The sequence below is a fragment of the Saccharomonospora iraqiensis subsp. iraqiensis genome, assembly GCF_000430445.1.
Classification (GTDB): domain Bacteria; phylum Actinomycetota; class Actinomycetes; order Mycobacteriales; family Pseudonocardiaceae; genus Saccharomonospora; species Saccharomonospora iraqiensis.
Genome location: NZ_KE387057.1, coordinates 18,109 through 40,125, shown reverse-complemented (window position 1 = coordinate 40,125; position 22,017 = coordinate 18,109). Strand labels below are relative to the sequence as shown.

General features: G+C 69.8%; 23 protein-coding genes. 14 read left to right on the top strand and 9 right to left on the bottom strand.

Annotated features, from left to right (window positions below; all coding sequences use genetic code 11):
- Positions 1–37 precede the first annotated feature (37 nt).
- The 5 genes from ACTIR_RS0104720 to ACTIR_RS0104700 all read right to left on the bottom strand — a co-directional run bounded on the left by ACTIR_RS0104720 (position 38) and on the right by ACTIR_RS0104700 (position 5,128).
- Positions 38–1,264 carry a type II toxin-antitoxin system HipA family toxin gene (locus tag ACTIR_RS0104720; protein WP_026453413.1) on the bottom strand — a complete coding sequence of 409 codons (1,227 nt, stop codon included), beginning with the start codon at positions 1,262–1,264 and terminating at the stop codon, positions 38–40.
- A complete protein-coding gene (locus ACTIR_RS0104715) occupies positions 1,251–2,939 on the bottom strand; it encodes a DUF262 domain-containing protein (protein WP_026453412.1) in 1,689 nt (562 codons plus the stop codon). The genes ACTIR_RS0104720 and ACTIR_RS0104715 overlap by 14 nt, the downstream gene beginning before the upstream one ends.
- Before the next feature lie 118 nt (positions 2,940–3,057).
- Positions 3,058–3,741: a class I SAM-dependent DNA methyltransferase gene (locus ACTIR_RS0104710; protein ID WP_026453411.1), complete on the bottom strand. Its 684-nt coding sequence runs from the start codon at positions 3,739–3,741 to the stop codon at positions 3,058–3,060.
- 67 nt (positions 3,742–3,808) lie between these two features.
- A complete protein-coding gene (locus ACTIR_RS0104705; RefSeq protein ID WP_026453410.1) occupies positions 3,809–4,348 on the bottom strand; it encodes a dihydrofolate reductase family protein in 540 nt (179 codons plus the stop codon).
- A gap of 75 nt (positions 4,349–4,423) precedes the next feature.
- Entirely contained in the window at positions 4,424–5,128 is a 705-nt protein-coding gene (locus ACTIR_RS0104700; protein WP_026453409.1) for a helix-turn-helix domain-containing protein, read from the bottom strand.
- 97 nt (positions 5,129–5,225) lie between these two features.
- Between ACTIR_RS0104700 and ACTIR_RS0104695 the strand changes: the two genes are divergently transcribed.
- Entirely contained in the window at positions 5,226–5,855 is a 630-nt protein-coding gene (locus ACTIR_RS0104695) for a LysE family translocator (RefSeq protein WP_026453408.1), read from the top strand.
- Positions 5,856–5,870: 15 nt separating this feature from the next.
- On the opposite strand, the gene ACTIR_RS0104690 is transcribed toward ACTIR_RS0104695, so the two are convergent.
- Complete coding sequence (locus ACTIR_RS0104690) at positions 5,871–6,785, bottom strand: NADP-dependent oxidoreductase (protein ID WP_084789320.1); 915 nt, start codon at positions 6,783–6,785, stop codon at positions 5,871–5,873.
- 313 nt (positions 6,786–7,098) lie between these two features.
- Between ACTIR_RS0104690 and ACTIR_RS0104685 the strand changes: the two genes are divergently transcribed.
- From ACTIR_RS0104685 to ACTIR_RS21730, 7 genes are all read left to right on the top strand, one after another.
- On the top strand, positions 7,099–7,857 hold the full coding sequence (locus tag ACTIR_RS0104685; RefSeq protein ID WP_026453406.1) for an SDR family NAD(P)-dependent oxidoreductase: 759 nt from the start codon (positions 7,099–7,101) through the stop codon (positions 7,855–7,857).
- Positions 7,858–7,868: 11 nt separating this feature from the next.
- Positions 7,869–9,179: a flavin-containing monooxygenase gene (locus ACTIR_RS0104680; protein WP_026453405.1), complete on the top strand. Its 1,311-nt coding sequence runs from the start codon at positions 7,869–7,871 to the stop codon at positions 9,177–9,179.
- Positions 9,176–10,114: a bile acid:sodium symporter family protein gene (locus ACTIR_RS0104675; RefSeq protein ID WP_026453404.1), complete on the top strand. Its 939-nt coding sequence runs from the start codon at positions 9,176–9,178 to the stop codon at positions 10,112–10,114. Before ACTIR_RS0104680 ends, ACTIR_RS0104675 begins: the two co-directional genes overlap by 4 nt.
- Positions 10,111–11,076 carry an SDR family oxidoreductase gene (locus tag ACTIR_RS0104670; protein WP_026453403.1) on the top strand — a complete coding sequence of 322 codons (966 nt, stop codon included), beginning with the start codon at positions 10,111–10,113 and terminating at the stop codon, positions 11,074–11,076. The genes ACTIR_RS0104675 and ACTIR_RS0104670 overlap by 4 nt, the downstream gene beginning before the upstream one ends.
- Before the next feature lie 139 nt (positions 11,077–11,215).
- Positions 11,216–11,749 (top strand): helix-turn-helix domain-containing protein, encoded by a 534-nt coding sequence (locus ACTIR_RS0104665; protein WP_026453402.1) that lies wholly within the window; start codon positions 11,216–11,218, stop codon positions 11,747–11,749.
- 22 nt (positions 11,750–11,771) lie between these two features.
- Positions 11,772–11,993: a PIN domain-containing protein gene (locus ACTIR_RS21735; protein WP_034238371.1), complete on the top strand. Its 222-nt coding sequence runs from the start codon at positions 11,772–11,774 to the stop codon at positions 11,991–11,993.
- 172 nt (positions 11,994–12,165) lie between these two features.
- The gene (locus ACTIR_RS21730) at positions 12,166–13,728 is read left to right on the top strand and encodes a CBS domain-containing protein (RefSeq protein ID WP_084789319.1); all 1,563 of its coding nucleotides are present in this window, start codon (positions 12,166–12,168) and stop codon (positions 13,726–13,728) included.
- Positions 13,729–13,819: 91 nt separating this feature from the next.
- Here ACTIR_RS21730 and ACTIR_RS0104650 read toward each other — a convergent pair whose 3' ends face one another.
- A complete protein-coding gene (locus tag ACTIR_RS0104650; protein ID WP_026453401.1) occupies positions 13,820–14,362 on the bottom strand; it encodes a hypothetical protein in 543 nt (180 codons plus the stop codon).
- A gap of 183 nt (positions 14,363–14,545) precedes the next feature.
- Here ACTIR_RS0104650 and ACTIR_RS27120 point away from each other — a divergent pair, with 183 nt between their 5' ends.
- Both ACTIR_RS27120 and ACTIR_RS27115 read left to right on the top strand, forming a co-directional pair.
- Positions 14,546–14,959, top strand: a complete 414-nt coding sequence (locus ACTIR_RS27120; protein WP_026453400.1) for a ParB N-terminal domain-containing protein — start codon at positions 14,546–14,548, stop codon at positions 14,957–14,959.
- Positions 14,956–15,156 (top strand): hypothetical protein, encoded by a 201-nt coding sequence (locus tag ACTIR_RS27115; RefSeq protein WP_026453399.1) that lies wholly within the window; start codon positions 14,956–14,958, stop codon positions 15,154–15,156. Before ACTIR_RS27120 ends, ACTIR_RS27115 begins: the two co-directional genes overlap by 4 nt.
- 89 nt (positions 15,157–15,245) lie before the next feature.
- Here ACTIR_RS27115 and ACTIR_RS0104635 read toward each other — a convergent pair whose 3' ends face one another.
- Positions 15,246–16,622, bottom strand: coding sequence for an MFS transporter (locus ACTIR_RS0104635; protein WP_026453398.1), 1,377 nt, complete (start codon positions 16,620–16,622; stop codon positions 15,246–15,248).
- A gap of 95 nt (positions 16,623–16,717) precedes the next feature.
- Positions 16,718–17,530 carry a DeoR/GlpR family DNA-binding transcription regulator gene (locus ACTIR_RS0104630; RefSeq protein ID WP_026453397.1) on the bottom strand — a complete coding sequence of 271 codons (813 nt, stop codon included), beginning with the start codon at positions 17,528–17,530 and terminating at the stop codon, positions 16,718–16,720.
- A gap of 135 nt (positions 17,531–17,665) precedes the next feature.
- Here ACTIR_RS0104630 and ACTIR_RS0104625 point away from each other — a divergent pair, with 135 nt between their 5' ends.
- The 4 genes from ACTIR_RS0104625 to ACTIR_RS21720 all read left to right on the top strand — a co-directional run.
- Positions 17,666–18,364: an HAD family hydrolase gene (locus ACTIR_RS0104625; protein WP_026453396.1), complete on the top strand. Its 699-nt coding sequence runs from the start codon at positions 17,666–17,668 to the stop codon at positions 18,362–18,364.
- An 82-nt stretch (positions 18,365–18,446) separates the two neighbouring features.
- Positions 18,447–19,505: a 2-hydroxyacid dehydrogenase gene (locus ACTIR_RS0104620; protein WP_026453395.1), complete on the top strand. Its 1,059-nt coding sequence runs from the start codon at positions 18,447–18,449 to the stop codon at positions 19,503–19,505.
- Positions 19,502–20,965, top strand: coding sequence for an FGGY-family carbohydrate kinase (locus tag ACTIR_RS0104615; protein ID WP_026453394.1), 1,464 nt, complete (start codon positions 19,502–19,504; stop codon positions 20,963–20,965). Before ACTIR_RS0104620 ends, ACTIR_RS0104615 begins: the two co-directional genes overlap by 4 nt.
- A 28-nt stretch (positions 20,966–20,993) precedes the next feature.
- Positions 20,994–22,017: dihydroxyacetone kinase family protein (locus ACTIR_RS21720; protein WP_084789318.1), on the top strand; the 1,024-nt coding region annotated here is incomplete at its 3' end.

Genomic DNA, 22,017 nt, shown 5'->3' with positions numbered 1-22,017 from the left:
CATCGTCCTGGGACAGGACCCCACCGGACGGCCCGCATCATGCCGTAGCGAGCAGCGTCCGGGAGCGCTCGGTGATGCTCGTGTCGATCGCCTCCCGGAGAGGCGCGTTGTCGCGCAGCAGCGGAGCGAACCGTGGCCACTCGACGCGGACGCGGTGCACCGTCTCCGCCGCCACGTCCGCCAGTCCCGCGGCATGCGCTCCGAGCCGCCGCTCCAGTCGGGCGAACGTGCCGAGGGTGACCCGACCGAAGTCCCTGGTCCCGCCGAACTTCAGTCCGAGGTCCTCCGGGCCGTCGCCGGCCTGGTAGAAGGCGGTGGACACGAGATCGTACGCGGGCGCGAGCGTGGGGACACGCCGATCGCGGTAGATGAGTGACCAGTTCTTGAAATGCGCGTCGCCGTTCGAGATCAGTACGATGAAGGCCAGCCTGCGGGCGAACTCCCGGAGCGCGGGAAGGTCACGGCGCCGATGGACGAGTGCGGCGACGGTCTCGAAGTTGCCCTGATACTTCCGCTCGGGGTAGGTGTTGCGGATCTGGGCCATGTCCTCGATGTGCACCAGGCGTCTCCCGCCGTCGCGGTCGAAGCGGCTGACCGCGTAGGCGAATTCCTCCTTCTCCGGCCAGATGTGCGCGGGGAGATCGTGCACCTGGTCACGATGCACCAGCCGGACCTCGGGGACGTCGATGCCCACCGCGCCGGCCAGCGACATCATCGCGTACTCGTTGACCGGGACGTCGGGGTAGACCCGGTCCGGGAGTTTGACGATCCAGTCGCCACCCTCGCCCGAGGCGGGCAAGGTCAACCGGTCGTTGTGCTTGACCATCGAGAACTTGAGACCGACTCCGGCGAGCGAGAACTTCCACCCGGAGTGACCGGCATCCCTGGGCGCACCGCTCGCCGCCTCCGGGCGCCACCCGGACGGCTCGCCGTCCTCGGGCAGCACCCGGACCGCCCCGGGCAGATCGTGCCCCACCTGGGCGAGCAGTTCCATCTCCCGGTCCACCGACACGTGCCGGTCGGCGGCGATCCACTCCCGCAGCTTGCCCTCCGGAAGCAGATTGGAGAACCACGGGGGCAGCCGTAGCGCACTGGCGTGGCGCGCGTGCATGTCCTGCTCGAAGATCAGTCCGAGTACCGGGCGATCCGCGTCGTCGAGATACTCCTCGGTGAACGTGAACCAGGTGTGGTCCCCGCGCTGATTCAGCGTTCCCACGCGGTACTCGTCGAGCCAGACCCCGTGGCGCTGCTCAGTACGAGCCATCGTCCCCGTCCCCGTCCTCGTCCTCGATGACGAGCTCCGACAGTGGGGGTGTGTCCTCGAATCCCCACTCGCACCGTTGCCGGAGAAACGACCAGACGGTGTCGTACACCAACTGCTGCCGGACATCGATGAACTCGTGCAGTCGCCCGGACCGCAAGAGCTCAGCGGCTTCCGGTGATACGAGGTGGGATCTGCGAGACCTGCACACCTGGTCCTGCTGCTCCTCCGACACCGCTGTCAGTTCGACGGCGAGCGAAGCGGATGTCTCGGCGACGTCCTGCCGGAGAACCGGAAGGAACAACCGGTTCGCGGCGCTGTTCCGACGATCAGCGTCGAGCCGGTCCGTGGTGACGATCTTGTGAATCGCGTCCGAGGCGGTCCACTGACCCGTGAGACTTTCCGCCAGCTCCGCCGAGCTGAACGGCTCCCCCGTGATCGGATCCCGCGGTTCCAGGGCCCACCAGCTGCACAACACGATCTTCCCGGCCGCGGAGTTCGCCCGGAACTTCCGGACATCCGGTACGGGAGAGTCGGCCGGTTCGGGCCCGACCGCGTCCAACAACGCCTGCACGGAGCTCGACTCCTGCCCGGGAACGATCTTCTGGCCGTAGATCCGGGTCGCTCCGGTCGTACCCCCGGGGAATATTCCCGGCCCCACCGCCGCCGCCCGCCAGAACCACCGGCGGAGCAGTTTCACGTTCTGCGCCTCGGGTTCGGGATGATGCGCGAAGAACCGGGCCAGCACGATCAGCAGGTAGCGGTACGGCAGGAGCGCGAGGTGAGGCACCTGCGCCTCGAGTTGAAGGAACGACACGGCCCGGAGGAGTGCGTTCTCCGCGGCCCGGTACGCGGTGTCCCGGTCCTCACCGCCGTCGGTGAATTCGACCCGTACCTCGCGCTGGATGTCCGGGTCTCTGCGCGCCAGGACCGCCTGGAGAACGGTACCCTCGTCCAGCTCACCGAACTGCCGGTCCTCGTCGACGTGGGACGCGATGAGAGCGAAGTCCAGCTTCTCCCCGGCCGCGCTCTCCTCCCCGGCGTTGAGTGCCGAGAACACCTCCGCCTTGGTCAGCCGCTTCCCGTAGTTGTTCATCCGGTCGAAAATGTCTCGGAGAACACGCTCGTCACTGTGTTTGACGAGATAGGCGGGAACCGCATACGTACGAATCTTGTCGGTGATCGCGCTCGCCCGGTCGAAGTGGTCCTTGATCTCGGGGTGGTCCCAGAACCACTTCATCAACTTCTGCGGATCATAGAGGACGGGAAGTGGCAGGACGGTCGGATCGGCGGTTTCCCGCGGCCTGACGAACTTGTCGGCGCTGAGGTCGTAGGCGAGGGCGAACCGCGGATCGTTGCCCGCCTCCGGGTTCAGTACGTTGGCCATGCTGGTGATGCGCTGCTGCCCGTCTACCACCCAGAGTGCCTCGGGCAGCTCGGGAGCGTCCAGACGCAGCGCCCCGAGGTGCAGTTCAGCGGCCGGAGCCGGGCGGGCCCAGAGCAGGAGACTCCCGATCGGATAGTTCCGCACGATGCTGTCGAACAGTTTCTCCGCGTCCGCCAATTTCCACCGGAAGGAGCGCTGGAAGTGCGGCACCCTGATCTTACCCTGCCACGCCATCTCGACGAGATCTTTGACCTCGAACGTACTGGCGCTGCGCGACACGTCACCCTGCATCGACCGGCCCCCTTTCGCCGTGAACAGTGTGTCACAACGAAACGACGCATGGCCGCAGGTCAGTGAGCTGCCCGCAGCCGGGTCCGTACCGAGCCGCTTTCCCCCGGACCGGCGGGTGTCATTCGGGACGCATCCGCCCCGTCCCGAGCGGTTTCCTCGCCAGCAGGAACGCCTGCGGTTCCTGCTCCGGGTAGTCGCCGTCGGTGTCCGGCTCACGGACCAACTGAGCGCGCGGCGGCAGGCCCGCCGCGCGCAGCAGGTCGGCCACCCCTTCCGGGCGGCGCGGGTGGAAGTCCAGCGACACCGGGTGCCCGCCGAGCTCGTCGCGGTGTACCACCTCGTCACCCACCGCGAACGCGAGCTGCGCGTACCCGCCGGGGGCCAGCACGCGGTGGAACTCGGCGAACACGTCCGGCAGGCGCTCATCCGGCACATGGATGATCGAGTACCACGCCACGAGGCCGCCGAGCGCCCCGTCGGCGAGGTCGAGGCCGAGCAGGGAGCCCTCGGCGAACCGCAGGTGCGGATGGTCCCGCCGGGCGCGGGCGACCATGCGGGGCGAGAGGTCGATCCCGGACACCGCGAGGCCGAGGCCGTGCAGGTGTGCGGTGATACGGCCCGGCCCGCAGCCGATCTCGACCACCGGGCCCGCGTCGGCGGCGGTGACGAGCTCGGCGAAGCCGCCGAGGACGGCACGGTCGAGCGGCCGTGCCGCCAGCTCGGCGGCGATCCACTCCGTATAGGGCTCGGTGATCGTGTCGTAGGCCGCACGGGTGCGGGTCAGGAAGTCCGGCTCTGCCACGCCGGTGACCCTATCCGCCGGACGGGGCGACCGGGGCCGGAATCGATGGTCCCGCCTGTCCCGGTCGTCAGGAGGTCGGCACGTAGGTGAGGTTGAGAACTCCGCTGGAGAGCGTGCCGCTGTCGGCGAGGGTGAGCTTGTGCGTGGCGGTGTTCCCGTCGAACAGCCGGTGTCCGTGGCCGACGACGATCGGATGCACCAACAGACGGAGTTCGTCGAGCAGCCCGTGGGCAAACAGCCAGCGCACCGTGCTCGCGCTGCCCGACATGCCGAGGTCACCGTCGATGCTCTCCTTGACCGCACGCACCGCGTCGACGTCACCGGGCAGCACCGTCGTGTTGTTCCAGGAGGGGTCGGTCAGCGAACCGGAGATCACGTACTTCGGCATGGTGTTGAAGTGGGTCGCGAACGGTTCGTCCGTGCTGTCCGGCCAGTAGGCGGCCCACTCGTCGTAGAGGGTGCGTCCCATGAGGAAGGCCTTGTTCGTCTCCATGCCGGCCGCGACCACGGCCCCCATCTCGTCGTCGAAGTACGGGAAGTGCCACTCGTCCGGCGATTCGACCACGCCGTCGAGCGAGATGAAGAAGTTCGCGATGATCCTGCCCATGCCTGTGGTGTTCCCCTCCTGAACGGGTGTCTCGCGCCGGTCCCGCGTCGGCGCGCAGGACACGCTAGCGGCCGTTCAGGCGTCGGTCTTGTACAGAAGCGACAGGGGTTCGGCGGTGTCGCCCCGCCGCAGGTGCGTCGCCGTGCGGCCGAGGAAACGGACGAGGGAGCGGGACAGGTGCGGCTGGTCGTGGTAGCCGAGCCGGTGCACGACGTCCACCGGCGCGGCCTCCGCGCGCAGGAGCAACGCGGCCCGCCGGGCCCGCTCGATCTGCCGGATGGTGCTCCGGGTGAGGCCGGTCGCCGCCACGACCCGCCGCTGCACCGAACGCGCACCCACACCCGTGACCTCGCCGGAGACGGCCTCGGCCACCAGTGGATCCCGCACGAGCACTCCCTCCCGCACGAGCCGGGCCACGAACTGCTCGGCGCTGTCGAAGTCGGGCAGTGCCCACTCCGCACCCCGCAGCACGAAGCTCCGTGGTGTCGCACAGGGACTGTCGACCTGCCCGTCGACGAGCCGGGTCACCGGCAGATGCGGCATCGACGTGCCGTGCGCGAAACTGATCCCGAACGATTCCGAGTCGTCCGGCACGTCCGCGAGGCTCGCCGCGGTCTCCGGACCACGCACCCCGACCCGGACGCGGCCGCGGTGTGTCCACCCGACGAGTTCCCAGTGCGAGGTCGCCACCGACCTCATGCGTTCGACGCCGCTACTGCGTCCCCGCCACACCCGGGCGACGTATGGCGAGTCCGACGGGCGGTCCTCGATCTCCAGCATCGAACCTCTCCCCGCACCGCGGTCGGGACGGCCTTCCCGGATCCGCCGTACCGATCGCCGTAACGTCGCGGACCCCAATCCAGCAACCGGGAGTATCGTGACACACCCCTCCACGCTGGCGGCGTTCGTCGCGGTCGTGTTCCCCCTCGTCGCGACGCCGGGCGCCAGCCTCACCCTGCTCATCCGGCACGTCGCCGCCGGGGGCGGACGGCAGGCCGTTCCGGTGGTGCTCGGCACCGCGACCGGCATCTACACCCACGCCACCCTCGCCGCCGTGGGCCTGTCGGCGGTGCTCGTGCGTTCCGACACGGTGTTCACGGTCGTCACCCACCTCGGCGCTCTCTACCTGGTCGGGCTCGGCCTGTGGACCTGGCGCGCCTCCGGGAGGACGGCCACGCCGTCCGGCTCCGCCGACACCGCGCCGGACGCGGTCTCCCTTCCCCGCACCTACGTCGAGGCACTGTTGGGCAACGTGCTGAACCCGAAGGCGGCGCTGGTCTACCTCACGCTCGTCCCGCAGTTCCTGGACACCGGCCTGGCGGTGGCCGGGCAGATCCTCACCCTGGCCACCGCCCACGTGACGGTGATGGCGGTGTGGCTGGCGGCCTGCACGGGCGTGCTGCACCGCCTGGTCGCCACCGCTCGGGCGAAACGGCTGTTCACCCGGGCCTCGGCGCTCGTGCTGGTCGGCCTGGGCGTGCTCGCCGTGCTCGGACCGGTGATGTGATCGTCGACGGCGACGTCACTCCACCGTGAGCACGATCTTGCCGCGCGTGGTGCCCTGCTGGTTGAGCCGCCACGCCTCGGCGGCCTCCTCCAGGGGCAACACCCGGTCGACGTTGACCCGCAGCCGGCCGTCACCGGCCATCGCGGCCAGCTCGCCCAACTGCCCGGCGTCCGGGCGCACCCACATGTAGACCCCGCCGACCTCGTCCGCCCGCGGGTCGGCGACCGAGGCCAGCCGGGACGCCTCGCGCAGCAGCTCCCGCGAGGCGTCGATCGAGTCCCCGCCGACGTAGTCCACGGCCGCGTCCACCCCGTCCGGGGCGAGCTCACGGACCCGACCGACCAGCCCGTCGCCGTAGGAGACGGGCTCGGCACCGAGTTCGCGCAGGAAGTCGTGGTTGTGCTCGGCGGCCGTGCCGAGCACGCGGGCACCCCGCGCCACGGCGAGCTGGGTGGCGATCGAGCCGACCCCGCCCGCGGCGGCGTGCACGAGGACGGTGTCGCCCCGCCCCACCTTCACCCGGTCGAGGGTCTGCCAGGCGGTGAGCCCGACGAGGGGAAGCCCGGCGGCGTGCGTCCAGTCCAGCGACGCCGGTTTCGGCGCGATCAGCCGCACGTGCGCGGACACGAACTCGGCGTAGGAGCCGTACTCCACCCAGTCCTTGCGCAGGTAGCCGACGACCTCGTCGCCGACCGCGTACTCGGTGACGTCCAGCCCCGTGGCTTCCACCACCCCGGCGACGTCCCATCCGGGGATGACCGGGAAGTGGGTCTCCAACATGCCGTCGAGGTACCCGGCGCCGATCTTCCAGTCCACCGGGTTCACCCCGGCCGCCTTCACACCGATGAGAACCTCACCGGGCGCCACTTTCGGGTCGGCGTGCTCACGCGGGACCAGCTCCTCGGGCCCGCCGTACTGTTCCAGAACCATGGCTCGCATGCGGCTCCCAACGCACCACGCGGGAGGCCCTGTTCCCACTCCGGCTCCGGTCCACCCCTGTAGGTGAAGCCGCTCCGAACGACATCGGAGGAGCAACGAACGCACCTGCCGGACTCGTTCGCCTGTTCCGGTTCGACCCCGGGGAGGGCGCTGCGCTGCCTCGACCCACAGGCACGTCGGCAGGTGGCGGGGCTCGGGGACGACGATGCTGCCTCCCCACACGCACGAGCCACCTCAGCACCGGCGAAAAAGTTTCACGTTGTGTGGTTCCTTTCAGTGAGCGGGACAGGCAGGATGGCACGGCATGAGCGCGGAAGGTGCCCCGGTGCCCGTCGCCGTCATCACCGGGGCCGCAGGCGGGATCGGAACCCGGCTGATGCGGCGGTTCGGCGCGGCCGGATACGAGGTCGTGGGGCTCGATCTCGGCACCGCCCTGCCCGAGGGCGAAGACCGGTATCTCGCCTGCGACATCACCGACCAGGCCCGGGTCGAAGCCACCTTCGCCACCATCATGAGCCGCACAGGGCGGATCGACGTGTTGGTGAACAACGCCGGGATCTCGGCGATCGGCGCGTTCGAGGACCACGGTGTCGACATCCACCGGCGGGTGCTGGAGGTCAACTACCTCGGCGCTGTGGCCTGTACGCAGGCAGCGTTGCCTGCCCTGCGCGCCACACGCGGCCGGGTGGTCACGATGAGTTCCGTGGCGGGGTTCGCGCCGGTGCTCGGGCGGCCCGCCTACGTCGGAGCGAAGCACGCGGTCACCGGACTGTTCGACGCGCTACGCCCGGAGCTGGCCGCCGACGGCGTCGGCGTGACCGTGGTGCATCCGACGTTCGTCACACACGGTCTGCGCGAGGCCGCCGCCCGCGCCGACGGCACCGAACGCAGCACCACCGGTGCCCAGGTCACCCCGGACGACGTCGCGCGAGCCGTACTGCGCGCGGTGCGCCGCGACCGCGACCGCGTGCTGGTCGGGCGGATCGCCCGGCTGTCCTGGCACGTGCGCAGGCTTGCACCCGCAGGTTACGTCCGGCTGATGACCCGCCGACTGAGGAAGTGAGCGAGGCGACGATGTCCGAACAGACCTATGCCGTCATCGGTGCCGGACCCTCCGGTCTGGCGGGGGCACGCAACCTGCAGCGCCACGGCCACGCCGTGGTCGGCTATGAGCTGGGCGACGATGTCGGCGGCCTGTGGAACATCGACAACCCGCGCAGCACCGTCTACGAATCCGCACATCTGATCTCGTCGCGCACCACGACCGAGTTCGCCGAGTTCCCGATGGCGAACACGCACGTCGACTACCCCAGCCATCGGGAGCTGCGCGCCTATTTCCGAGACTTCGCCGACGCCTTCGGTCTCGTCGAGCGGTACCGGTTCGGTACGGAAGTCACCCGGGTACAACCGGCGGACGACGGGTGGGCGGTCACCAGCACCGGACCGGACGGCGACCACACCGAGCATCACGCCGGGGTACTGGTCGCGAACGGAACCCTCAGCAAGCCGACGATCCCCACGTTGCGGGGTGAGTTCGACGGTGAACTGTGGCACACCAGTCGTTACAAACGTGCCGAGGTATTCGCGGGCAAACGGGTGTTGATCATCGGTGCGGGCAACTCCGGCTGCGACATCGCCGTCGACGCCGTGCACCACGCCGCGTCGGTGGACATCAGCGTACGGCGCGGATATCACTTCGTGCCGAAGTACCTCTTCGGTCGACCCGCCGACACGCTGAACCAAGGCAGGCCGCTGCCGCCGCGAATCAAGCAGGCCGTGGACAGCCGGGTACTGAAACTGTTCACCGGTGACCCGGTGCGGTTCGGCTTCCCGAAGCCGGACCACAAACTCTACGAGTCCCATCCGATCGTGAACTCGCTGATTCTGCACCACCTCGGGCACGGCGACATCCGCGTGCGCCGCGATGTCGACCGCCTCGACGGCGACGGCGTGCTGTTCACCGACGGCGAGCGCGGCGACTACGACGTCGTGGTTCTGGCCACCGGCTACCACCTGCACTACCCGTTCCTCGACCCGGCGCTGCTGAACTGGCGCGGACCCGGCAGCGGAACCAGTCCTGATCTGTATCTGAACATCTTCTCCGAATCGGCGCCGAATCTGTTCGTGCTCGGAATGGTGGAGGCTTCCGGCCTCGGCTGGCAGGGCCGCTACGAACAGGCCGAGCTGGTGGCGTCCTACCTCACCGCTCGACACCGTGCCCCGCGACGGGCGGCGGCGTTCGAAGCGCGAATGCGCGGACCGCGCCCGGACCTCTCCGGCGGCTACCGCTACCTCGGCCTGGAGCGGATGAGCTACTACGTCAACAAGGACGCCTACCGTCGCGCGGTGCGGGCGGAGATCACGAAGCTGGGCGTGCTGCCGTGATCGAGCTGGCCGGGGACGTCGACGCGATCCGTATCGAGTTCGAGCCGAGTTCGCTGACCACGCTGAAGATCGTGCTGGGCGCGATCTTGTTCGGCATCGCGCTGGACACCCGCCCTGCGGACTTCGTCGCCGCCGCGCGCAGGCCCGGCACGATCGCTCTCGGTGTGCTGGCGCAGTTCCTGCTGCTTCCGGCGATCACGTTCGTGCTCACCCTGGTGCTGGACGTGCGTGCCTCGGTGGCGCTGGGGATGCTCCTCGTGGCGTGCTGCCCGCCCGGCAACGTGTCGAACGTGCTCACCCACCGCGCCCGCGGCGACGTCGCGCTGTCGGTGTCCATGACCGGTGTCGGCAACGTGCTCGCGATCGTTCTCATGCCGTTGAACCTCGCGTTCTGGGGCGGTCTGCATCCCACCGGACACACCGTGCTCCGTGAGATCGAACTCGGCGCGGCGGACATGCTCGCCGAAGTCGGGTTCGTGATCGGCCTGCCGTTCGCGGCCGGCCTGACGATCGCGCGGCTGCAGCCGGGGCTCGCCCGGGTTGGCGCGCGTGTTCTCGGCCCGGTGTCGTTTCTCGCGCTGGCCGGAGTGATCGTGGTCGGGGTGGCCGACAATTGGGGTGTCTTCCTCGACTACATCGGCGTGGTACTGCTGGCGGTGTTTCTGCACGACGCGGTGGCGCTGGGCACCGGCTTCGGGGTGGCGAAGCTGACCCGCCTGCCGCAGGCGAGCACCAAGGCGATGACGTTCGAGGTCGGTATCCGGAACTCGGGGCTCGGCCTGCTGCTGGTGTTCAGCTTCTTCGATGGCCTCGGCGGCATGGCACTGGTGGCAGCGTGGTGGGGGATCTGGGACATCATCGCCGGACTCACTGTCGCCCAATTGTGGAGCCTGCGGTGGAAACGGGGTACGGAAACGAAGGTGGAACCAGCATGATCGAATCGACGGTGCCTCGGAACGTGCTGGTCACCGGCGGCAACGGCTTCCTCGGGGCTTCGGTGGTGCGCGGGCTGGCCGCGGCGGGGCACCGCGTCGTCAGCGGCGACCTCACCGAGCCGCCCTCCGCGGTGTCCGGGGTGGAGCATGTGCTGCTCGATGTGACCGAGGCCGGCTCGGTGGAACGCGCCTTCGCGGGACGGGACGTCGAGGTGGTGGTGCACCTGGCAGCCGTGGTCACGCCGGGGAAGAACTCGTCCCGGGAACGCCAGTACGCCGTCGACGTCACCGGCACCGGCAACGTGCTGGACGCCTGCCGCGCGCACGGGGTGCGACGGGTGGTCGTGTCGTCGTCCGGTGCGGCCTACGGCTATCACCCGGACAACGGCGCCGCGCACGACGGGTGGTTGACCGAGGACGACCCGGTGCGCGGCAACGAGGCGTTTCCTTACAGCCGCCACAAGCGGCTGGTCGAGGAGCGCCTGGCCGAAATGCGGTCGAGTAATCCCGAGCTGGAGCAGGTGGTGCTGCGCATCGGCACGATCCTCGGTGCGCGGGTGAAGAACCAGATCACCGCGCTGTTCGAGAAGCCCCGCCTGCTGAAGATCCGTGGCGCCGACTCCCCGTTCGTGTTCGTCTGGGACAGCGATGTGGTCGCGGTGATCGAGCGGGCCGTGACCAACCCGATCACGGGGGTCTTCAACGTCGCGGGGGATGGCGCGATGACCGTCGACGAGATCGCCGCCGCCTTGGGTAAGCCCACGCTGGCGATCCCGGAACCGGTGCTGCGGGGCGCGCTGGCGCTCGGTTCGCGCCTCGGCGTGACCCCGTATGGTCCGGAACAGACGGTGTTCCTGCGGTACCGCCCGGTGTTGGACAACACCCGACTCAAGACGGTGTTCGGCTACACCCCGTCCTACACCAGCGCCGAAGCGTTCCAGGCGTGGCGGACGGCGCGATAGTCGCAACGCACCACGCGGGAGGCCCTGTTCCAACTCCGGCCCCGGTCCACTCCTGTAGGTGAAGCCGCTCCGACCAGCATCCGGACGACTGGACGAACAAAACGAAACGAGTTACGTTACGAGCGACTGAGGAGGACGTATGGGCACGGAGCTACGACAGGAAACGTACGTTCCCGAGACTGCGGAGCAGCGGCAACTGGCCAGCGTTCAAGCCTTCCTGGAGACGCACGGACACACGGGGGCCGCGGATGGGCGATCCGCGTATCTCCTCAGTGGCGCCGGCCGCGACGAGCAGGTGGAGCTGCCGGAAGAGGTATCCCGCGTCCTGCGGCATGTGGTGGAAGCGCTCCGACACGGCCTCGCGGTGACCGTAGCGCCGCAGAACACGACACTGACCACCCAACAGGCCGCCGAACTCCTCGGCGTCAGCAGACCGACTGTCGTCCGACTGCTCGACGACGGTGAAATCCCGTTCGACCGCGTGGGAACACACCGCAGGATCGCATTGCGGGACCTGCTCTCGTACCGCGACCGGCGGCGTGCCGAACAGTATGCGGCGCTCGAGGCCACGGCCGTCGACGAGGACGAGGACATCGACACCACCCTGGCCAGGCTGCGCTCAGCGCGCAAGGAGGTGGCCCGGCGTCGTCGGCACCACACCGGAGGCATGTAGCGCGCTATGCGACACTCTCCGAGTGTTCACGGCACTGCTCGACACCTGTGTCCTCTGGCCCAGCCTGCAGCGTGACTTCCTGCTGTCGCTCGCGGTCGAGGGCCTTTACCGCCCGGCGTGGAGTGGAGTAATCCTCGAGGAGCTCGCCCATCACGAAGCCGTGAAGCTCGTGGATCGCGGCATGGCTCTGGAGTCACGCTACGGACTCCGGGAAGCGGTGGACATGCTCCGGGACGGCTGCTGATCGTCCGGCCAGGCGGCGTTCATCCCATGGCTCCTCTGCATTGCTTACCGACGCTCCCGACACCGCTAACGAACCAGTCACGACGCGGGTCGGGCGACACTTTCTCCCGGTGGCCGGTACGTACGGTGAAGATCAGTCACACACGATCTCGGTGGGGGGAACACGTACCCGTATGGCACGCGCATGGATGGTCCGGACAGGACGTCGGGGCGAGCAGGAACAGGCCGCGCTCGCGGAGGGACTCGTCCTCATCAACTGGGACGAGACCGGTGATCTCGCGCAGGTCGAGAACCGCGAGCAGGTCCGGGAGCTGCTCACCCGCGAGTATCCGGACCTCAGTCCCCAGGTGATCGCCAACTGGACCGGCCAGCTGTGGCGGTTCCGGGAGGAGATCTCGGTCGGCGATCACGTCGTGATCCCCGTGGCGTCGAACGGCCGGCGTCAGTTCGCGGTCGGTGTGGTCACCGGCCCGTACCGGTTCCGCCCGGAGGCCGGATTCGGGTTCCGACACACCCGACCGGTCGAGTGGCGGACCAAGGGCCTCGACCGTGACCTGCTGCACCAGGACCTGCGCGACAGCATGGGATCACTGCTCACCGTCTTCGAGCTCCGGCGGAACAACGCCGCCGCGCGCATCACCGAACTCGCGGAGCGGGGCGCGGATCCCGGCCCGGAGAGTGCCACCGAGCAGGAGTCGACCGCACCCGTGCGCCGTCTGGAGGAGATCGTCGACGCGGCCGTCGAACGGGGCGAGGAGGTCCGGCTCACCGTCCGTGAACTGCTCGGCCTCTGGGGGCACACCCGCCGGTGGCCCGCGGTCATCGAGAAGATCCAGGACAGGCTCGCCGAACTCGGACTGGCCACCACTCCGTCGTTCACCGAGGGCAACATCAACAGCTCCGTCCGGATCGTGCCGGTGGGCACCGGACCGCACGCCGAGTTCCCGCCTCCGACGGCGAACGAACTCCCGGACGAACCGTCCCTGGACGACCGTCCGGTCGCGTTCCTGGTGGACCAGCTCCCTTCGGCGGAGTGTCCCGTCGAGTCGGTGCGGGTCGACGACCCGCTGCCCTCGGCGACCACGACGATGACGGCGAAGAAGTACTCCCAGCTCGCCGTGCTGGACGACGACGGACGACTCGTCGGCGCGGTCAGCTGGGAGAGTGTCGGCAAGGCCTACCTCGCCAACCCCTCCCCCACCCTGAAACAGGCGATGGGTCCGGCACGGGACGCGGACGGGGCCGATGATCTGCTCGACTGGCTCCCGGAGATCCGCGATCGAGGATTCGTCTTCGTTCGCGATGCGCAGAAGCGGGTCTGCGGGATCATCACCACGGCCGACCTCACCGACCAGCTGGGCAACCAGCTCCAGCCGTTCCTGCTGGTCTCCGAGGTCGAACGGAGGTTGCGCCGGATCGTCGGCCGCGCGATCGACGACGGCCGCATCGGCCTCGATCAGGTCCGGAACGGACTCCGGCCGCACCGTCGGAATCGGGTGCACGACGTCAAGGACCTCACGCTCGGCGAGTATCCGCACGTGTTCGAGTCGGAGGACCTCTGGACACCGCTGCACTGGTCGCTCGACCGGGAGCAGTTCCTCGCCCAGCTGCGAACCGCCGCACAGTTCCGCAACAACCTCATGCACCTCAACCCCGATCTCGATCCACAGTCGACACAGGAGTTGGAACCGTTGCGGGGCCTGCTGGAGATGCTGCGCCCGCTCGACGACTCGTGAGGCGAGCGCGGGCGGGACCGTTGTCGTGCAGGACTCCTTCGCCGCACGCGACGCAGGGAAGGAGTCCTGCACGGCACCACCGCCGCCCGGCTCACTCCTCGTCGTCCTGTGCACCACCGGGTCGCGCGTTGCGGCGGGACAACGCTTTCCCCTTCTCGGTGAGCGCACCCCCGGCCCGGCCGGACGAGCGCTCCAGGATTCCCCGTCGGGTCGCCTGCCAGAGGTGGGACTTGACCGTCGAGTACGTCCGGCCGGTGCAGTCCGCCAGCCACCGCAACGGCCGGTGTTCGCCGCGTGCGACGGCCGAGAGGTAGAGCTGCGACAGTGCCGTGAGATAGTGGTCGGTCATCCCTTCGCTCTCGAAGAGCTGCCGCGCCTCGCGTATCCGGTTCTGCTCCATCCGCCAGCGACCGAAAGCTGAATCGACCGTGCGCGGCTCCCGCGCCTTGATCGCCGCCCGGATGTCGATCTCGCGGAGCGCGACCGAGGACAACCCGCCGTGCGGTGGCCGTTCCGGATCGGTCGGGCTCACCGTGATCGACACCGGGCCGTCCACCGAGCGCGGCCCGAAGGACAGCACCGCCGTCCACTCACCCTCCGGACCGAGGTACTGCGTTATTTCGTTTGTGATCATGCCGGGAATACTAACTGGATGACTAGCTGGCAGTCAACCCGACAGATCGCCTGCACGCGGCGCCGCGGACGCCTGTAACACCGAGACCGGGCCGCCACGACCGGTGGGAAACGCACCAACCCGCGCCCACGCCGATGACGGCTTTCACCACTCCGACGCCGACCCCGCGAGTCGACTCCGCCGGTGACGCTGTGGCTGGGCGACGAGCTGCTTTCGATCGGGGACGAACTCGTGTCCGGGACCGGCTTCCGCACCATCTCGATCGCCCCGGGTTCCCCCGTGGTCGCGATCGACGGCGAGACGCAGGTGGCCGCCTGGCACCAGCTCCACGACGATCCGGAGGGACACGGCCTCACCGTGGACGCCCTGGCGCGCGTGCGCGTGCCGTTCGAGCTCTTCTGGGGCCAACGGGTCGAGGACGCGCGGCAGATCTTCTACGACCGCAACGTCGAGGGCGTGCCGGTGGCGAAGAACCTGGCGATGTCGATGGACCAGCGGGACTTCGCCACCCGGCTCGCACACCGGGTGATCGACACGGTCACCGTCGACCAGGATGGTCGGCAGATGCCGTTCAGCGGGACTCGGGGACACCGTTGAGCGAGGAGGAACTGTATCGCCTGCTGTCCACCGTGCGGTGGGCGCGCAAAGCCACCTACCGGGACGGTGTGGCAGCGGTCGCCACCGCGAAGGGAACCCTCAACTTCGGCGGTGGAGCCAAGGATGCGGGCGGCAGGGTCGCCGACGCGCTCCTGTACCCGGACAGCGAACACGGCCGCAGGATCCGCGGGTTGTGACTCCGCCGGCGCCTGCCGGGTTCCGGGCAGAGCGTGGACAGGCCCGGTGTGCCCACTCCCGGTCGTCGTGGGCACACCGGGCTTTCCCACTACGCCACTGTGGGTACGGCCTCGGTGGAGCGGGACGCGTTCCGGTGCCACTCCCCCGGGTCGGACTCGTCGGTGAGGTAGCGGCACAACACCGCCATCGCCAGGTACAGCAGGCTGAAGGCGATCGCCACCCCGCCACCGCCGACGAACGGGTGCAGCACGGTGACCATCATCGGGCCGACGAACGCCGCGCCCCCGGCACCGAAGTTGAGGATCGCCAGGGCCGAGCCCTTGTCCTTCGGCGCCACCATCGACGGCATCAGCGCCGACAGCGGCACGAACCCGGCGAGCAGGATCCCGTAGACGGCGCCGCATGCGGCAGCGATCAGGAAGCTCTCGGAGAGCACGGCGCCGAAGTACCACACCGGGATCCCCACGGCACAGCCCACACACCCGAACCAGGTCACCGTGCGGCGCCAGCCGAACCGGTCACCGAACACACCGAAGAACAGGTTCGCCGCGATGTTCGCGCCGTAGGCGAGGGTGGCGAGCGTGGACACCTCGGCCGTGCTGAGGAACCCACCGCCCGGTGTCTCCGGGCCCAGGGTGAACGGGAACATCGCGAAGAAGCCGTACTGCGGTGCGGTGTTGACGATGCGGACCAGTCCGCCCGCCAGCGTCCTGCGGTCCCGCCAGAGGATGTCCACACCCTCCCCGAGCCGCTTCAGGCTACGCGGATTCTCCACACTCTCGTCGGCGATCGGTTCGAGCCCGTGCCGCTCGCGCACACCGAAGCTGCCGATGAGCACCCCGATCACGACCAGGACGAGCGACAGGATCAGCGTCCCGTACAGGCTCAGTCCGAACGGGCCGATCGCCAGCGCGGCCACCGCGGCACCGAGGGTCGGCAGGCCGCCGGTGAAGGCGAACCAGAACCAGCCCGCCACCGAACCACGCATACCGGTGGGACTCGCGACCTGCGCCCACACCAGGAACGCGAACGCGAACAACGGGTAGGCGAAGCCGCGGATGCCGTACGTGATGACGATGATCGCGGTGTCCTGCAGCGGGATCGCGACGAAGAGGAACAGGACCTCGAACACGATCCACCACGCCCCGCCGAGCCACATGACCCTCCGGGGACCCCAGATCGCCGACAGCGTGCCGGAGAACCAGGACGCCACCATCACCGCGACGCCGTAGACGGTGACGGTGGCGAAGGTCGCCGTGGACCCCTCCAGCCCACCCCCGTCGGGCCGGGACAGGTACTCGGCGAGGTACGTGATCTCCACGCCGTCGCCGATCATGAAGATCAGCACGGCGACGAAACCCCAGACCAGTGGCCGGGGTATACCGATACGGTCGAAGAAGCTGACCGGGCGCTCGGCCGCGGTCTCCGCTGGTGTCTGTCGGGACACCGGTGTCTGTCGGGACATCACTGTCTCCACGAGTCGGAAGGCCCGGGGTGCACGGGACACGCCCGGTCACGGCCGACATATCATGGAGCATGTTTCAGTTAACGCACAAGACGTTATTCCGATTCGTTCGCGGCCGGTCGATCCACCGGCACGGTGCGCACGTCGGCGTACTCCGCGATCTCCGACACGAGGTCCGCACCGAGCGAGCCCGCCAGGAGCACGTGGTCGAACGCGCTGACCGGCACCAGCTGGTGCAGCGCGGAACGGCCGACCTTGCTCGCGTCCATCATCAGCACCTTGGTGGCCGCGCTCGCCAACATCGCCCGCTTGACGAGCACGAGGTCCTGCTCCTGGTGGTAGGTCAACCGGGCGTTCATCGCCGAGGTGGACAGGAAGACCACATCGACCGAGAAGCCGGCGATCATCTCCTGGCAGGGCAGCCCCAGATAGGAGTCGTGGGTGCGGGAGTACTCGCCACCGAGCCCGATCAGCCGGATGTCGGTGGCGTCGCGCAGGGTCTCCAGCACTTGCCGGTAGTTGGTCACCACCGTCAGCGGCCCCACGTCCGGCAGCAGGCGGGCCAGCGCGAGGGCAGTGGTCGAGTCGTCCAGCAACACGGACATCCCCGGTGTGAGGAATCGCAATGCCTCCCGCCCCAGCGCCTCCTTCTCGGCGAGGTGCGTGTGCAGCCGGAAGTCGGAACTGCTCTCGAACACCGTCGACGGCTGCGCGGACACCCCGCCGTGGAATTTGCGCAGGACCCCCCGGCTGACCAGGTCGTCCAGGTCTCGGTGCACGGTCATCAGACTGACGCCGGTCAGCTCGGACAGCTCGCCTGCGGCGGCGGATCCGTGGGCGACGACATGGTCGACGATCCGCTGCTGACGCTGGATCCGGGAGGACTTCTTCTTCGGTGCGGACGTCATGTGGCCATCTTGCCCGTACCGGCGACCGACCGTGCGACGGACGCGCGGACGCGATCGATCTCACCAGGACCCGTGACAGGTAACGACACAGGTGTTAATTTTACCTTCGTCAGTGAACGGGCGGGAGGTAGCGAGATGGGGAACCCCGAGGCGACGGCCGACATGCACCGCGCGGTGGTGTTCGACATGGACGGCGTCCTCGTTCACAGCGAACACCTCTGGGAGCGGATGTGGGCGCGCTTCGCCGAGGCCCACGGCCGGAGCTGGACGGCCGCACAGACCCGGCGGGTGCAGGGGATGAGCGCACCGGAGTGGGCCGCGTTCCTCGCCGAGTTCAGCGGCACCACCGAGTCCGCCGAACGCACCGAGCAGCTCGTCGTCGACGACATGGTGGCCGCACTGGACACCGGGGAGATCCGGCTCCTGGACGGTGCCGGGCGGATGGTCAGCGACGTCGCCCGGCGGGCGCCGATCGCGCTCGCGTCCTCGGCCCCGCGACGGCTGATCGACGCCGTGCTCACCGGCCACGACCTCGCCCGGCTCTTCACCGCGACCGTGTCCAGCGCCGAGGTGCCCCGCGGGAAACCGAGCCCGGACGTCTACCTCGCCGCCGCGGACAAGCTGGGAGAGCGGCCCGACCGGTGCCTGGCGGTGGAGGACTCCAGCAACGGCCTGCGTGCGGCCGCCGCGGCGGGGATGACGGTGATCGCCCTGCCCAACCCCGACTACGCCCCCGCCGGGGACGCGCTCGCGCGGGCGGCCCACGTCGCCGCGGATCAGGAGGAGGTGCGCCGGTTGCTCACGAAGTACCTTCCCGAACCCGTCGGGTACTGACCGTTCCCGTCCCCGGTCCGACAGCGGACCGCTGTGTACCAGGGGCCGCCTCCGGGCGGTGTGTGACGAAGGAGTCCTCACCATGACCAGTGTTCTCGCCGCGGGCGACCACTTCGTCGGTCCGCACCTGTTCGCCGACGCCCTGCACCGTCAGGTGCCGGGGCACGACCTCGATGTGTCCACGCTGTGCCTGCCGTGGCCGGTGGAGCCGTTCGGACCGGTCGCGGGGGTGCGGGAAGCCAGCGGCACCGAACGTCAGATGCTCGACGCACTACCCGGTGTCGAGGTGGTGGCCACCCAGATGGCCCCGATCACCGCCGACGTGCTGGCCGCGAATCCGCAGCTGCGGTTCGTCGGTGTCTGCCGGGGCGGCCCGGTGAACGTGGACCTCGACGCCGCCACGGAGCACGGGGTCGTGGTCAGCTACGCGCCCGGGCGCAACGCCGCGGCGGCCGCCGAGTTCGCGGTCGGACTGATCCTGGCCGCGCTGCGCCGCATCCCCGGTTCGGACGCCGAACTGAAGGACGGCCACTGGCGCGGGGACTACTACGCCTACGACAACGCGGGCCTGGAACTGGACGGCAGCACGGCCGGTCTGGTCGGGTACGGCGCCATCGGCCGGATCGTGGCGCGGGTGCTGCGTGCCTTCGGTGCGCACGTGCTGGTCGCCGACCCGTTCGTGCGCGCGGAGGAAGCCGCCGCCGACGGCGTCGAACCGGTCGAACTGGACGAGTTGTTGCGGCGCAGCTCCGTGGTCAGCCTGCACGCACGCCTGACCCCGGAGACCGAACACCTGCTGAACGCGGACAACCTGGCGTTGCTGCCCCGGGGCGCGGTGCTGGTCAACTCCGCGCGCGGCGGCCTGCTGGACTACACGCCGCTGCCGGAGCTGCTCAAGTCCGGACACCTGGGCGCGCTCGCCGTCGACGTCTACGACCTCGAACCGCCCCCGCGCCACTGGCCGCTGTTCGACGCGCCCAATGTGATCACCACCCCGCACCTGGCCGGGGCCACCCGGCAGACGGCGCACCGGGCGGCCGAAATCGTCGCCGGGGAGATCGCCCGCTTCCTCGACGGTGAGCGCCCGCGGTTCGTGGCCAATCCGGACGTGCTGTCCCGGATCGGGGAGGTGCGGTCATGATCATCGGAGTCGACATCGGCACGTCGGTGACCAAGGCGTCCCTGCTGCGCCGCGACGGCACCGCACTCGTGACCCACAGCAGGCGCTCCACCCTGCACCGCCGTCCCGGCGGCCGGGTGGAGCACGACCCGGCGGAGGTTCTCGACTCGGCCCGCACGGTGATCCGTGACGTGGCGGCCGCCGCCGAGCGCGCCGACGAACCGGTCGAGGCGCTGGCCCTCACCGGGCAGGGCGACGGGCTGTGGTTGCGCGACGCCGACGGCGAACCGGTCGGGCCCGCGATCTCCTGGCTGGACGCCCGTGCCACCGGGGTGCTCGACCGCTGGCGCGGGTCGGGCGTCGAACGCAGGCTCCACGAACTCACCGGTGCGGGCCTGTTCCCCGGGTCGGCGGGGCCGTTGCTGGCGCATCTGGCCGAACACGAGCCCGAACGGCTGGAGCGGGCCACGGTCGCCGGGTACTGCGTGGACACGATCGTGCACCGGCTCACCGGCGAGATCACCGTTGACGTCTCGGACGCCTCGCTGCCGTTCCTCGACCCCCGCACCCGCACCTACTCGGCCGAGGCCCTGCGTGTCTGCGGGCTCGACGCCTACGCCGGGCTGCTGGCCGAACCGGCCCCGCCGAAAACGCTGTTCGCGTTGACCGCCGACAACGCGCGGATGCTGGGCCTGCCGTCGGGTCTGCCGGTGTCGGCCGGACCGTTCGACCTGCCCGCCTGCGCGATCGGCTCCGGCGTCCGCGAGGTCGGCGAGGGCTCGCTGGTGATCGGTACGACGCTGGGTTGCCAGGTGCTGCGCGACGAGGTCGAGATCGGCGCAGGGGGCGAGACCGCGGGGATGTGGCTGGCGACCCCGCTGCCGGAGCATCACCTGCGGGTGATGCCGGCGATGGTGGGCACCGCCAATCTCGACTGGGTGCTGGGCATGGTCGGCGCCGATACCGACGAACTCGACACCATGCTCGACGCGACCGAACCCGGAGCCGGGGGCGTCGGCGCGTTGTCCTTCCTGTCCACCTCCGGGGAACGTGCCCCGTTCGTGGACCCGCACGCCCGGGGCCAGTTCACCGGGCTCTCGCTGGAGACCACGCGGGCCGACCTGGTGCGGGCCATGTGCGAGGCGCTGGCCTACGCCGCCCGGCACAACCTGGAGGCCGCGGGCCTGACCGGGGAGGTCTCCGCCTGCGGCGGCGGTGCGCGGTCGGCGCGGTGGAGCCAGATCTTCGCCGACGTGCTCGGCAGGCCGTTGCACCTGCCGCAGGAGGAGGGAGCGGGCGCGCGGGGGGCCGCGATGACCGCGTGGGACGCCCTCGGCGATCCGGTGGACCGCGAGCGGTGGGCGGCGGCCCGGTGGACCGTGCGGCCCCGCGCCGAGGTGGCCGGGTTCTACGAACGCGGCTACCGCGAATACCTGGCCGCCCTCGACCGGGCCCGCCCGCACTGGGCCCCGGTGTCCTGATCGACGACGTGGTGATCGAGGAGTAGAGATGACCCGCTTGTACGACGATCCGGCGACGTTCAGCGACGACATGGTGGCCGGGTTCGTGACGGCACACCCCGACCGCGTGCGCCGGGTGCCCGGTGGAGTGGTGCGCGCCACGCGACCCCACCGGGGCAAGGTCGCCGTGGTCACCGGCGGCGGATCCGGGCACTACCCGGCGTTCTGCGGCACCGTCGGGCCGGGCTTCGCCGACGGGGCCGTGGTGGGCAACATCTTCACCGCCCCGTCGGCCGAGGACGCCTACTCGGTCGCCCGCGCGGCCGAGCGGGGAGGCGGGGTGGTGTTCTCCTTCGGCAACTACGCCGGGGACACCCTCAACTTCGGCCTCGCCGTGGATCGCCTGCGCGGCGACGGGATCGCCGCGCACACCGTCGTGGTCACCGACGACGTGGCCAGCGCCCCCGCCGGGGCGCGGGACCGACGTCGGGGCGTGGCGGGCGACTTCGTCGTGTTCAAGGTCGCCGCCGCGGCGGCCGAGGAGGGTTATGACCTCGCCGAGGTGGTGCGCGTCGCCGAGCACGCCAACGCCCGCACCCGCAGCCTCGGTGTGGCGTTCGACGGCTGCACCCTGCCGGGCGGCGACGACCCACTGTTCACGGTGCCCGCCGGGCGGATGGGGCTGGGCCTGGGCATCCACGGCGAACCCGGCATCTCCGAACAAGCCCTGCCCTCCGCCGCGGAGCTGGCGCAGACCCTGGTCGACGGGGTGTTGGCGGACGCGCCGGAGGCCGCCTCCGGCCGGGTGACGGCGATCCTCAACGGACTCGGCGCGACCAAGTACGAAGAACTGTTCGTGACCTACCGGACGGTGGCCCGGCTGCTGGCCGAGGCGGGGCTGGAGGTCGTCGCCCCCGAGGTCGGCGAGCTGGTGACCAGTCTGGACATGGCGGGCTGCTCGCTCACCCTGACCTGGCTGGACGACGAGCTGGAGCGGCTGTGGCAGGCGCCCGCCGACACCCCCGCCTACCGCAAGGGCACCGTCGCGCCCACCGGACCGGTGGAGCCGGACG